The sequence below is a fragment of the Paenibacillus sp. CB74 genome, from assembly GCF_055687625.1.
Genome location: NZ_CM146009.1, coordinates 5,787,103 through 5,799,867, shown reverse-complemented (window position 1 = coordinate 5,799,867; position 12,765 = coordinate 5,787,103). Strand labels below are relative to the sequence as shown.

Here is a 12,765-nt window from a genome sequence, read left to right as displayed (position 1 = left end):
CCATATGCTATCTTGAGATAGAATGTACTTAATGAGGAGGCAGCTTCTATGTATATCTATTTGGTTCCTTCACCGATTCCGGATGCACTTGCTGCGTACCCGCATCTCACTTTGCGAAGCGAAGAGCATGTGCGTCTGGCGATTGAATCCGCAGAACGCCTGATGAATATTGAGTCTGATGATAAAGTAGCCGCATATGAAGCTTTCGATGCCGCAGGCTCCTGGACTGGCGGAGGTTACGCTGTTCTCAACAATATCCCTGTCACAGAGGATGGCCGTAATGATTTCGAAGAACGGTTCAAGAACCGTGCCCGCAAGGTAGAAGATGAGCCTGGTTTTGTCGGTATTCGTGTGCTTCGTCCTATCAAGGATGATACGTATGTTGTACTCACACTTTGGCAATCCGAAGAACATTTCAAAGACTGGCAGGAATCTCAAGCCTATAGCCACGCTCACCGAAACCGCAGTACAAGCGAAGGCCTGACTGCACAGAAGCCCACCATGTTCCCCAGACCTTCTTACGTCACAACGTACACGATCGAATAACGGAATGGGTCGTATCTGGTTTTTATCGCGGTAACCCACGTTTTTTCACACCTCTTCCTGCGTGGAAGAGGTTTTTTGCCGTCCATTGTTGAAGGCTTTCATTTTTGACACAGCCATGCTGAGATAGGATAATACTTGTTAAATGAAACTTCGGAAGGGAAGGCGGTACCTTGTCACGCAGTTCACTCACCCGATTTCTAAGCGGACCTTTTATATTCTTTACCATCATTATGATGATCAAAAGCTCACTGGCCTGGATTGTTATCTTCGATAACATCCCTATCTGGAAACCTCTGCTGACCGAATTGCCGCTCATTTGGATCGGCTTCTGTCTAATTGAGTGGTTTGCTGCCAAGCGGCGGATGTGGATGTATCTTGCCATGAATTTGCTGCTCTCAGGCATTTTCTTTGCAGCCATCATGTACTACAAATATTATGGCGTAATCGTTAACTATCACGCGCTGGCACAGGTGAATCAGGTGACTTCGGTCAAGAGCAGCATGTTCTCTTTGCTGGACCCCTATTATTTGTTTATTTTTGCAGACGTACTGATCATTGGGGGGATGCTCGTTCGTCGTCGGATCAAGCTCGGGAGTACAGAACGCCCGAATCGCATTCCGCTTGAACGACGTGCCAGAAGACGAGTGGCTTCGGTCATTCTGACCCTGTCCATGATCCTATGCATGCTTAACATCTATCCCAATCGGGCCAGCATGAGTGAGCTTACACAAGCAGAACAGATGGGCATCCTCGGTTACGAGGCATATACCATCCTGGATCGACCTGATGAACTTGTGCCCGTTGCTCACATTGATCAGGCTGCCATCGACCAACTGAAGCAAACGACTCCACTTCCTGCGATTGTGAAGCAGGGTGCAGCGAGCGGACGCAACGTGATCATGCTCCAGATGGAATCGTTTCAGAACTTTCTGATTGGATTAGAGGTGGATGGACAGGAGATCACGCCCAACCTGAATCAATTGGCTAGACAGAGCCTGTATTTTCCGAACTTTTATCAGCAAGTGGGACAGGGAAATACATCCGATGCCGAATTCGTTGTGAATACTTCGTTCTACACCCCACCGAACGGGGCAGCAACGACTGTATACGCAGATAAGGCTCTGCCGAGTCTACCCAAGCTAATGGCGGCGAACGGATATCAGACAGCCACATTCCATACAAATGATGTCCGATTCTGGAATCGGGATCAGTTATACAAGGCACTTGGATTCGACCAGTATTATGATATTGATTATTTCGGCACACAGGATTCTATCGCCTTCTCGGCCTCGGATGAAGTGCTATATTCCAAAACACTGGATAAGCTGGAGTCCATGCAGTCTTCCGGTGATCCCTTCTATGCCCATATCATCTCCATGTCAGCCCACCACCCGTACACTTTGCCCGAAAATAAGGTGAAGCTGACGCTGCCTGAGCGTTACAAGGATACGTTGCCCGGCGATTATCTGATATCGCAGCACTATGCCGATCAGGCGATTGGACAGTTGATTGCTGGACTGAAGGAACGGGGATTATGGGAAAATAGCGTGTTCGTCTTGTACGGGGATCACCTGGGGCTTCCCATCTACTCACTGGATCGGGATGACAAAGTCCTTATGAAAGAGTTGTATGGCCGGGAATACACATCAGCAGATATGATTAATATTCCGCTCATAATCTCCGCCCCGGGCGTTACCCCGGGTGTGCAGCTGGAACAGATCGGAGGTCAGGTGGACATTCTGCCAACGATTGCGGGACTCACCGGCGTATCATTGGAGGACCAATTACACTTCGGACAGGATTTGTTGCGTGAAGGCGGAAATCTTCTACCCGAACGATATTACCTTCCTTCCGGGTCGGTTCTAAACGATGCTTCTCTCTTCATACCCGCAAAAGGATACGGGGACGGAACGCATTATTCCCTAGCTGATGCGGGCAGACAGGATACCGGGCAAGAGCAGAAGGCTGTTCCTTCGGAAGAGACGCCACAGATTTCGGCGGGCAAGGTACCTCCAGCAATCGTTACATCCAGTAACAATGAGGTTTCTTCTTCACGGTTTATAACCAAGGAACAGTATGATCGAGCATTGGATCTTGCACACTTGTCCAACAGTTATTTGAGCCAGCTTCCGGATCGAAAGACTACACAATAATTATTTTTCAATCGAACTCATCATGCGGCGACCTTCCTCTCTTACATAGACGGAATGGTCGCTATTTATCTGTACGGTGCCAGACTGGTTGCCTATCCATTCGTGAGCAGACCATCAAAGAGCCAGTTGCCTTCCTCGGAACGAATGAAATAGAGATCCAATGCACCGTTTCCATCAGACCATACAGTAGCCATATGTAAAATGACCCGATCTGAATCCAGCGGATTAAATCCGCGATACTCCAGATTATTCAGGCTAACGTTTTGCAGAAAAGGTACTTCGTAATCTACCTGATCCCGTTTCGAAATAATGATATTGCTCTGCTGCGATATTTCTATGTTCGGAGAAGACACCGATTCAAGATATGCATAGTCTTTAGATTGCATCGCTGCCATCAGTTTAAACGCAATATTCAGCGTTTCTCTTAAACTTTCTACTTCTTCCTGCTCTTTTGCTTTTTTTTCATCTTTTTCCTTCTGGTTGTTACGCACCTGCTCCTTCAGCAGTTCGTTTTCCTTCTGAACTTGTTCGATATCTATGGCATCCTTGCGTTCCCTCTGCTGTACATCTGGTAGTGAAGCATCGTCACTTGGAGTGCAGGCTGTTAAAAACAAAGCGAAAATCGATATGAACAAAATTCTGCTTTTTCTCATCTAATCCCCTCCTTAAATAAAAATGAAAATAAACATATATCTTCCATATTAATGGTAACATATCCCACACAAATAAAAAGAGGATCTCGTTCGTTCTGAAAAATAAACCAAAAAGACCCGAGCCCTGTTAGTCCAGGCTCGGGTCTTTCAACGAATTACAATGGCAACAGCGCAACAGACTTGCGAGCAGTCAATTGCTCTACCATGGCAAGCCATTCCTGTGGTTTGTTCGGTAACACCGCATAATACCGATTCAGGAAATCTGCCACCAGACTGGCTGGCAGTTCGCCAAGTGACTCATCGCCTGGCATAAAGCACAGATCCAGTCCGCCAACCGCTTCCCCGTCTCCTTGCCAGGATGGGTGAACATACGGGAAGTCCAAACGCTGGTATCCCAGATGGGACAATACTTCGCGGCGTACATACGGGTCCATCGGCTTGATCCCGCCAAATTCGTGATCCTGACTCAGATATGGGTTATAGATTTCGGCAAACATGCCGAACAATTCCTTCCCGTTGGCTGCCGCGAGCTTCTGCAGATCACGCTTGCGGTGATTGGCCAGGAAACTGCCGATACCCAGACCTTCACGCCCAATAATCGTAAAGTCCGTCATGGCCACATTCCAATCCTCGTAGTAACGGTACTCTGTCGCGCCAACGACTTGTCCCTCGTGCACAGCCACGAATACCCGAATACCTGGATCTTCCAATGGCTCTGCCCAGAGCGGGAAGTCCAGCACTTCTTCCCTTGGGAAGATCTCCTGCATCAGCTTGTGCATTTGGGCAAACAATGGATCGTTAATGGATGTAATACGCGTGAATTCCATGGATAAATGCCTCCTTGATATGAATGTATATTTTAATCATTCGTGTACATAACTCGTTCAAAATTGGGTTTGATCTGTAATGGTGAGCAAATCTTATCGAAATGGATTTCGCCACTCCATCAGGGCAGCATAATTGCAGGACTCCTCGTCATCCAGATAGTCTGCGGTCACGCCAACTGGCATGCGGCCACAACGCAGCAGGAACGATATCACCGGGTCATGCTTCTCTCCCGCGGCCACCTGATCCAGATATTCCTGCGCAGACAGTTGGTCTGCAACCAGATGATAACCTGGCATTCTGCCTGCACCCAGTAACCGATCTATACCCTGTGCAATCACCAGGTGGTACATCGCCTGCATCATCAACTGAGCCAGTCCCCACTTGCGGTACTTCGGACGAACGCAGAGATCAACTATATACAGCGTGTTGCCATCCGGTTGATGGTTACGAATATAGCCGTCATCTGTGACTTCGGACCAGGTATGGCTCGCTGGATGTGCAGGGTCCCACTGCATCCGCAGCGAGGTCATCGATCCGGCCAATTCTCCATCCACTTCAATGCAGATGACCCCTTCCGGGTAATGCTGCACATGACTGTTGAGCTGCTCGTGACTCCAGAGCAGCTCTTCCGGATAAGGAGGAGGGAAACTCTCCGCCTGAATGCGAACAAGTTCCTCAAAGTCGGCTGCAATGTAATTGCGGACGACCGCTTTTACCCTTTTACCCTTCCGCTCCGGGTCGGTGATCAGCATTTCTTTCGTATACATGTTGCCGGATCGCCCCTTTCCACTGACAAATGAATTTTGTTACATGTTCCGATGTCCTGTTCATTTATAAATGGAGTTTTACTACTCCCAATCGGTATACAGATCAGTACGGCGGTCACGCCAGGTCGTTACCGATCCACGTTCGCGTACCTCATACAACAATTCCAGATCCAGATCAGCGGTCACAATCATATCGTTGTTAATCTCACCCTCGGCCAGAATGCCACGTGGCGGGAACGGGATATCATTGGGCGTAATTATTGCGGCTTGTCCATAGTTGGCACGCATGAAGTCAACCGTCGGCAAGTTACCCACCGTTCCGGTTAACACCACATATACCTGATTCTCCACCGCGCGGGCATGACTCGTATAACGCACACGGTAGAATCCATGACGATCGTCCGTACAGGAAGGACAGAAAATCACATCAGCCCCTTTAGCTTTGGCCATCCGTACAATTTCCGGGAACTCAATATCGTAACAGGTCAGCATGGCAATACGGCCTTTATCGGTGTCGAACACCTCAAGTCCATCTCCGGGAGCCATATTCCATTCCTGCACTTCAGTTGGCGTTATGTGAATCTTGTCCTGGCGTGCGATGCGACCATCCGGGTAGAACAGGTGAGCTGTATTATACAGCTTTCCCTCACGGCGAATGACGTGGGTTCCCCCGATAACATGCATACCGTACTTGGCAGCAAGTGACGTGAACAGTTGTTCATATTGCTCCGTAAAGTTCGGCAGATCCTCAATGGTCAATGCATTACCTTGTTCGTCTCCAATGGACATTAGTTGCGTTGTAAAAAATTCAGGGAACAGCACAAATTCGGTCCCGTATTCATTCGCTGTCCGTATATAATGCTCCGCCTGAGCGGCAAACTGCTCAAACGAGCTGATTGTGTGCAATTGGTATTGTACAGCGGATACCCGCAGTTTCATGTTCGTACACCTCCACCATCATTATGTTTCCATTGTAACAACGATCCTGATTCAACAAAAGAGTATTTACACTGGGCACTACAACGACAGAATAACCTTCCGATCGCTCCCTTACTCACCCAGCATCGACTGTGTGAATCCGATCCATTCTCTCGTGGCAAAAGACAGATAACGGTCCTTCCGCCAGATCATGCCGAGCTGCCATGGAATCACCGGTTCCACCACGGGTATAATGCGCACGCGCATGTGGTCTACCTCACGACAGATCGTTTCCGGCAGTAAAGCTACACCCAGATTGGCGGCAACCATTGCGCTGAGCAGATCCCACTGAGAGCTCTCATACACCACCCTCGGCTGGAACCCCGCATGCTGGCAGGCCACAATAATCCGATCATGCAACGCAAAATCCTCCCGAAACAACACAAAGGCGTCGTTTTCGAGTTCATGCAGCGCAACCGAATCTTTATCCGCAAGTGGATGTGAAGGGTGCACAAGCAGATTCAATTTCTCTTTCACAAAAACAAAATGATCCAACAGTTCGTCCACGGTTGGCAGAACGGCAACGCCAATATCCAGTGCACCGCTAATCACATCGGCCTCCACTTTTTTGGCACCATCCTCAAATAGCTGAATGGTCACCTGCGGGTAGGCTTTGTGGAATTCACCAATGATCATGGGGAAAAAGCTGGACCCCACCATCGGCGGCAGGCCAATCCGCAGGTGACCTTTCTTCAGATTCATCAAGTCGTCCAGTTCGGATGACAGATTGCGGAATGATTTTTCAATCTCAAGCGCCTGTCGGAAAAACACATGGCCTGCATCGGTTAATTCCACCTTTTTGCCATAACGGTCCAGTAGCGTGATCCCCAATTCCTCTTCAAGACTCTTGACCGTCTTGCTGATGGTAGGCTGGGTGATATACAGCACTTCAGCGGCTTTGGTGAAGCTTTGTTGTCGGGCAACTTCCAGAAAATATTGCAAATGGCGGATATCCATCCGTTGATCTCCACCTCTCATAGACAAATGGAATAGTAAACATTCTTAATATGCATTTTACTCATGAAAGAATGCCATGTAAAATTTATGATATCAAATGAAACATTTTCAAAAAAAAATAAACGATTACGTTGATGATACAAGGAGGGATTGAAGTGAAAAAATGGGGCCTTGGTATTGCACAAGTTGCGCTATTAATGGTTTTTTCACTGCTTATGGACCTGCTGGCCCGTACTCTCCATCTTCCTGTACCGGGTTCGATTCTCGGTATGGTCGTGCTATTCATTCTGCTTCAGACTCGTGTCGTGAAGCTGCGCTGGATTGAAGTTGGAGCTGCATGGCTGCTCGGAGAACTACTATTATTTTTCATCCCGTCAGCCGTTGGCATCATGAACTATATGCCCATGTTGGAGCATGACGGATTGCAGATTTTATTCATCGTACTACTTAGCACTTTCCTGGTCATGTCCTGCACAGGACTCGTTGCTACACGAATTGCGAAACGAAAGGAGCGTCACACTGGATGATTGGATTCCTCTGCCTGTTGTTAACCGTCGGGATCTATGCGGTAGCCAAACGAATGTATCGCAACCTGCCAAAAGTGTATCTGTCTCCGTTGCTCATTACACCGCTTCTTGTCGTTGGCGTATTGCTCGCAACCGGAACGGATTATACCACGTATAGCAGTGGTGGCAAATGGCTGAGTCTGTTGCTTCAACCGGCCACCGTGGCTTTTGCCGTACCGCTTTATACTTTTTTCCATGTACTCAAAAAACATATCTCCGAGATTGTCTTCAGTGTCATGACCGGATCGGTGGTTGCCGTGCTGTCTTCTGCCCTGCTTGCCAAATGGCTGCAACTGGATTCAGGACTGATCCATAGCTTGATCCCACGTTCTATCACCACCCCAATTGCCATGAACGTCTCCGCTACAATCGGCGGCATTCCTGCGGTGACAGCTGTTTTCGTTATTATGACCGGCCTGCTCGGGGTGATTATGGGACCTTCTATCGTCAAGATGCTGCGCATCGATGGGGAAATTGCACGAGGCACACTGTTTGGAACCGGTGCCCATGGCACAGGAACATCCAAAGCGTTTGAACTGAGTTCCCTGACAGGTACCATCTCCAGCATCTCCATGGTGCTCGCCGCATTATTCACTTTAGCCGTTGCACCGATCCTTTCCAAACTTATTTTCCCATAATAGATGGAATTATCCCACTTTTTTGAAATATTATTGTTGTATTAAAGCCCTTTCTTCCTTACAATAAGGACAGGTTTTAATTGTGAATATTGCGGGGGAGATGCGATGAAAAGAACCGGAATGAAGAGATCTCTGGACCGTCTTGGACGAATTGTCCTTCCCAAAGAAATGCGGGATACGATGGAAATCCATATCGGCGATCCGCTTGAGTTTTTCATTGAAGGGAAAGAGTTGATTTTGAGAAAGTACAAATCAACATTATGTATTTTTTGCGGTGATGTAGATACGGAAATGTATTTCAAAGAACAATTCATCTGCCGGACTTGTGCAATTCAATTAAAACACCCGGATGACTCTCCCGACTGGTTCGTACCTCAGAACAAACAGGCTCCTGCACCCGTGGAGCGTCCTGCTTCCAAATCCGCCCCTGTCTCATCTCCCGCTAGGGAAGAAGGGACCACAGCTGACAACCAAGAATATCCGGATTTGCGGCCGAAAACGGCACGCATGCTGCAACAAATGAAAGAAATTGTTGAACAGAATCCAGGTTTGGCTCAACAGCAAATTGCGGAAAAGCTTGGCATCAGCCAAGGACGCGTCTCTCAATTAAAAAAGTTACTATAATTAAAATGGCATTCGATCATTTATAGTCAGAAGACCTTCCGATGCCGGAAGTCCCGCTGCAAGAGAACCCGTTGTTTTTCGTGGGTTCTTCTTTTTTTATTTTCATAATGTTATGGGAAGGAATGCTATGGATAAAATTCTGTATTTATCACAATTCGACCTGCTGTCCTGCTTGTCCGAGGCCGACCTGATTGAAATGGATGAGATGACTTCTATCACGACCTTACCTAAAGACAGTCAGATCCAGACACCGGATACATTTACGGAAGGTTTCTATTTTGTAAAACGGGGAAAGGTTCGTTTATATACATTGAACCCGGAGGGCAAGCAGTTCACGCTTGATATGTTGACGGAAGGTAACGTGTTTGGAGAGATGAATGGAATCTCACTCGGAACACGTGCCGTTTATATCGAAACGATGGAGGAATGTGATATTTGCCTGATGAACAAACCGCGTTTTGAACAGTTCCTAATTGAGCATCCGGAATTTATGATGAGACTGATGAACATACTAAGTGAGCGAATCAAGCGAATGAGCGAGTTGACACAGACGCTTGCACTCGGTAACCTGCACGAAAAGGTGATACATAATCTCTTCCGGCTGGCTGAACAGATGGGATGCATCGAAGAAGAGGAGTTCTGCAAGATTCAACTGGCACTTACGCATCAGGAGATTGCCTGGATGGCGGGAGTCACACGGGAATCGGTCACCGTTGCCATGCAAGAGTTAGCAAGAGCAGGCCGTATTCGTACCGGATTCAAATCAGTCTCCCTTCATCGTGACGAAATCGCTACCCTTCGAAAAATCACTGCACAGTTGTAAGATGCCTTACATCCCTGTTCTCCGGCAAGTTGTATTGTATAACGCATGAGTCTATACAACCAAGGAGGCGTATACCGTTGGATGCTAAGTCAGATCTGTTTATCCCTGAAGACATTCTTCTTCGCAAAGGCGCCCGTAAAGCTGCGGAAATCCCGGAGCATATCCGCAATTGGCTACAAGCAGGACATATTGAGTCGGTCAATCTGACCGAATGGCTGGCAGTAGATCATATTTCTCTTTTTGAGAGGGTTACCCATGAATGGGGAATGGATGCCGAAACCGGAGCAATTACTGCACAGTTAAGACAGATGAATGAACAGCGAATTATGAAAATCATCCCGGCCATAGCTATGCAATGGCTTAATCTGTTGAATTGTCTAACCATGAATGAACATCCCAATCTCTTTCGTTCCATTGCAGAACATCGTTCAGACAGTATTCGCTGCTGGGCGGCTTATATCATTGGGTTAGATTCCCGGCTCAACCTGACTGAAAAGTTGGAGCGTATTCGCCCCTTTGCAGCAGATCATCACTTTGGTGTAAGGGAAATTGCCTGGATGGCGGTACGGGAGCCCATCTCTGCCGATTTATCCTCCGCTTTGCACGATTTGATCCCATGGAGCGTTGACCCTGATCCACTGATCCGTCGGTTTGCCATAGAATGCATCAGACCTCGTGGCGTATGGGCCAAACATATTCCGGAGTTAAAAGAAAACCCGGCTATGGCCCTTCCCTTGCTTGACGCGGTGAAATCGGATGCTCATAAGTATGTACAGGATTCGGTAAGCAACTGGCTGAACGATGCCGGCAAAACAAATCCCGAGTGGGTCCGGCAGGTCTGTGACACTTGGATTCAGCAGTCCGATACCAAACATACACTGCGAATTATCACACGTGCCAAACGAAGTCTTACATAAGAAGATGACCACCGCTTATTGGCAGTGGTCATCTTCTTGCTGTCTCTCAATTATGCCTGAATCGCATCCATCTGGCCTTCTTCTTCCGCTTCCAATCTGCGCATGCCCACAATCAGGACAATAATGTTAGCTACCAACAACACAGCCGGGAATGGAACCGCAGCATATTGTGCATAGATCAGATGGCTTCCCACGGCTCCAATCAGAATGAATGTCAGTATGCCTGAAGCTAGGATACGAGTCCGTGGAATCAGCAGTCCGACTGCACTAAGCAACTCGGCAGCGCCAAGCAGATACATGGTCCATGTCGGATAAGAGAAACTTTCGAATGTCTGAATCATCATGTCTGCTCCAGTAATTTTATTAAACCCCGTCATGACGAACACACCCGCAAGCACAACCAGAAAAATATAACCCAAAATTTTGTTCATATGTAGATCCTCCTGTGACAAATTATATGTTCCTACTATGTAATGAATATTTTTGCTGTACATTGTAAAAAAAATCTATGTAAAAGTTCCCAAAGGGTCACTCTGTTTTCAAGCGTTTAGCCCAGTTCCATTTTCAAAATAGTACGCGTTCATATTATACGTATTATTTATCACCAACTTACTTTTATAAAGTTAGTATATAATAATAATATAATTTCTTCAAGTAATTTCTCACTATATGATGTATAATACATACAAAAGGTATGTTACAGTATATTTTGTAGTAACCCTCATTTACTTGAATGTTCTACCATTCCAAAAGTGGCAGAAACCATGTCCTTTCATATACAACTGTGAAGAAAATGATCATGAAGCGAGGTGAATACGTTGAAACTGAGAAAAGTAAAAGCACCAAGTCCCTGTATGATTACTCAGGCGATAGACATTATAGGCAAGAAATGGGTTCTGTTGATCATGTACCAACTGTTGTCCGGACCCAAACGGTTCACGGAGCTTGAAGCAGAGATGGCGATCAGTGGACGACTTTTATCGGAGAGATTGAAGGAAATGGAGACGGAAGGCATTGTAACCCGGCACATGTTTCCGGAGATTCCTCCTCGTGTAGAGTATGAATTAACACCCAAAGGCAGAGCGATTGAACCTGTCATTGATCAGATCTACAGCTGGTCTTCCGACTGGTTGAAACAGCAGAAATCCGAGTAATTTGAATGCCGATCCATTCATGTCCGCTCGACACAAATACGCCTGAATCAGGCTGATCTACCGATCAGTTTCTGATTCAGGCGTATTTATATTACGTTCAACCTTGATTAATGAGAGAGATGCTTTGAGGGCTGAAGCTTGACAGGCAGACCGGAATCAGCCGATGCCAACGCCGCCGTCGTAATCTCCTGTGTACGGCAGGCATCCGCATAATCGGACAGGATTCGTGAACGGTCCCCGGTACGCAGGGCATGAATGAACGCTTCATTCTCACGCTCGTATGGATTAGGTCCTGCCGAAATCTCCAGTCCTGCCATCGCATGTGTTGCGGCACTTGGCAGAAGCAAACGTTCCGGTGTCCAGTCCCACACACCTGCATCCGTGTAGAATTGGAGTCCTGCGCCGCCCTCTCCGTCTGGCAACAGACAGGTATTGGCGATGCTTGCAATCGCTCCACTTTCCAGCTTGAGCGTCACATTCGCCACATCAGCAACGCTGACATTTTCATGTTTCTCATGCATGCTTCGCTGAGCTGCTACAGCATATACCTCTGTAACTTCTCCTGCACAATACCGAAGCAAGTCTACAATATGTGTAGTCTGCTCTACGAATTGTCCTCCAGAACCATCCTGACGCCGCCACCAGGCAACCCCTGGCATTCCGCCCATCCAGCGGCCAAGAGCCATGCCAACAGTCTGTTCTTTCATCGCTTGTTGCATTACTTGAGCAGCCTCCTGATAACGGAAATGGTATCCGACAGAGGTTAACAATCCGCTCTTCTGCACCTGATCCAACACCTGACGTGGCACGTCCATTCCGGTGCTCAATGGTTTCTCCACCAGGAATGGAATACCCCGGCGGATTAATTCGGACTCTATCGATCCGTGAGACATCGGAGGCACACAGATATATACCGCATCCAACTTCTCACCATCCAGCATATGTTCAAGTTCCCCGTAACCAACAGCATCATAGACGGAGGCCATGGCCTCTGCCTTTTCCAACGTTGTTCCACAGACACTCGCGACACGAACACCTTCCATTCGTGCGAGAATATCCGCGTGCACCTTACTGAACCAGCCTGTTCCAATGATTCCGATCTGTAATGTCATGGATGTAATCCCCTCTCTATGTTACACGCTTACATGTTCCATTCGACTC

The 12,765-nt window shown here is 47.5% G+C and carries 15 protein-coding genes; 8 read left to right on the top strand and 7 right to left on the bottom strand.

Annotated features, from left to right (window positions below; all coding sequences use genetic code 11):
• The first annotated feature begins 48 nt into the window (after positions 1 to 48).
• The gene (locus ACX9NY_RS25640; RefSeq protein ID WP_472475850.1) at positions 49 to 546 is read left to right on the top strand and encodes an antibiotic biosynthesis monooxygenase family protein; all 498 of its coding nucleotides are present in this window, start codon (positions 49 to 51) and stop codon (positions 544 to 546) included.
• A 170-nt stretch (positions 547 to 716) separates the two neighbouring features.
• Complete coding sequence (locus ACX9NY_RS25635; RefSeq protein WP_472475848.1) at positions 717 to 2,699, top strand: LTA synthase family protein; 1,983 nt, start codon at positions 717 to 719, stop codon at positions 2,697 to 2,699.
• Between the two features lie 92 nt (positions 2,700 to 2,791).
• On the opposite strand, the gene ACX9NY_RS25630 is transcribed toward ACX9NY_RS25635, so the two are convergent.
• The 5 genes from ACX9NY_RS25630 to cidR all read right to left on the bottom strand — a co-directional run bounded on the left by ACX9NY_RS25630 (position 2,792) and on the right by cidR (position 6,882).
• Positions 2,792 to 3,352: a hypothetical protein gene (locus ACX9NY_RS25630; protein WP_472475846.1), complete on the bottom strand. Its 561-nt coding sequence runs from the start codon at positions 3,350 to 3,352 to the stop codon at positions 2,792 to 2,794.
• Between the two features lie 155 nt (positions 3,353 to 3,507).
• On the bottom strand, positions 3,508 to 4,179 hold the full coding sequence (locus ACX9NY_RS25625) for a GNAT family N-acetyltransferase (protein ID WP_340014844.1): 672 nt from the start codon (positions 4,177 to 4,179) through the stop codon (positions 3,508 to 3,510).
• A gap of 93 nt (positions 4,180 to 4,272) precedes the next feature.
• Complete coding sequence (locus ACX9NY_RS25620; RefSeq protein WP_472475844.1) at positions 4,273 to 4,947, bottom strand: GNAT family N-acetyltransferase; 675 nt, start codon at positions 4,945 to 4,947, stop codon at positions 4,273 to 4,275.
• Between the two features lie 81 nt (positions 4,948 to 5,028).
• Complete coding sequence (locus ACX9NY_RS25615) at positions 5,029 to 5,886, bottom strand: carbon-nitrogen hydrolase family protein (RefSeq protein ID WP_472475842.1); 858 nt, start codon at positions 5,884 to 5,886, stop codon at positions 5,029 to 5,031.
• 111 nt (positions 5,887 to 5,997) lie between these two features.
• Positions 5,998 to 6,882, bottom strand: coding sequence for a cidABC operon transcriptional activator CidR (cidR, locus tag ACX9NY_RS25610; protein WP_472475840.1), 885 nt, complete (start codon positions 6,880 to 6,882; stop codon positions 5,998 to 6,000).
• A 155-nt stretch (positions 6,883 to 7,037) separates the two neighbouring features.
• On the opposite strand from cidR, the gene ACX9NY_RS25605 reads away from it, so the two are divergent.
• The 5 genes from ACX9NY_RS25605 (at position 7,038) to ACX9NY_RS25585 (ending at position 10,450) form a co-directional block, all read left to right on the top strand.
• A complete protein-coding gene (locus ACX9NY_RS25605) occupies positions 7,038 to 7,409 on the top strand; it encodes a CidA/LrgA family protein (RefSeq protein ID WP_017691758.1) in 372 nt (123 codons plus the stop codon).
• On the top strand, positions 7,406 to 8,086 hold the full coding sequence (locus ACX9NY_RS25600) for an LrgB family protein (RefSeq protein WP_339238508.1): 681 nt from the start codon (positions 7,406 to 7,408) through the stop codon (positions 8,084 to 8,086). Before ACX9NY_RS25605 ends, ACX9NY_RS25600 begins: the two co-directional genes overlap by 4 nt.
• A gap of 105 nt (positions 8,087 to 8,191) precedes the next feature.
• Positions 8,192 to 8,710: an AbrB/MazE/SpoVT family DNA-binding domain-containing protein gene (locus tag ACX9NY_RS25595; protein WP_047840820.1), complete on the top strand. Its 519-nt coding sequence runs from the start codon at positions 8,192 to 8,194 to the stop codon at positions 8,708 to 8,710.
• Between the two features lie 127 nt (positions 8,711 to 8,837).
• Positions 8,838 to 9,533 (top strand): Crp/Fnr family transcriptional regulator, encoded by a 696-nt coding sequence (locus ACX9NY_RS25590; protein ID WP_472475838.1) that lies wholly within the window; start codon positions 8,838 to 8,840, stop codon positions 9,531 to 9,533.
• Between the two features lie 77 nt (positions 9,534 to 9,610).
• Complete coding sequence (locus ACX9NY_RS25585) at positions 9,611 to 10,450, top strand: DNA alkylation repair protein (RefSeq protein WP_472475836.1); 840 nt, start codon at positions 9,611 to 9,613, stop codon at positions 10,448 to 10,450.
• A 50-nt stretch (positions 10,451 to 10,500) separates the two neighbouring features.
• Here ACX9NY_RS25585 and ACX9NY_RS25580 read toward each other — a convergent pair whose 3' ends face one another.
• Positions 10,501 to 10,881, bottom strand: a complete 381-nt coding sequence (locus ACX9NY_RS25580; RefSeq protein ID WP_472475834.1) for a DoxX family protein — start codon at positions 10,879 to 10,881, stop codon at positions 10,501 to 10,503.
• Positions 10,882 to 11,304: 423 nt separating this feature from the next.
• On the opposite strand from ACX9NY_RS25580, the gene ACX9NY_RS25575 reads away from it, so the two are divergent.
• The gene (locus ACX9NY_RS25575) at positions 11,305 to 11,604 is read left to right on the top strand and encodes a winged helix-turn-helix transcriptional regulator (protein ID WP_026081419.1); all 300 of its coding nucleotides are present in this window, start codon (positions 11,305 to 11,307) and stop codon (positions 11,602 to 11,604) included.
• Positions 11,605 to 11,711: 107 nt separating this feature from the next.
• Here ACX9NY_RS25575 and ACX9NY_RS25570 read toward each other — a convergent pair whose 3' ends face one another.
• Positions 11,712 to 12,716, bottom strand: coding sequence for a Gfo/Idh/MocA family protein (locus ACX9NY_RS25570; protein ID WP_339257817.1), 1,005 nt, complete (start codon positions 12,714 to 12,716; stop codon positions 11,712 to 11,714).
• Positions 12,717 to 12,765 lie beyond the last annotated feature (49 nt).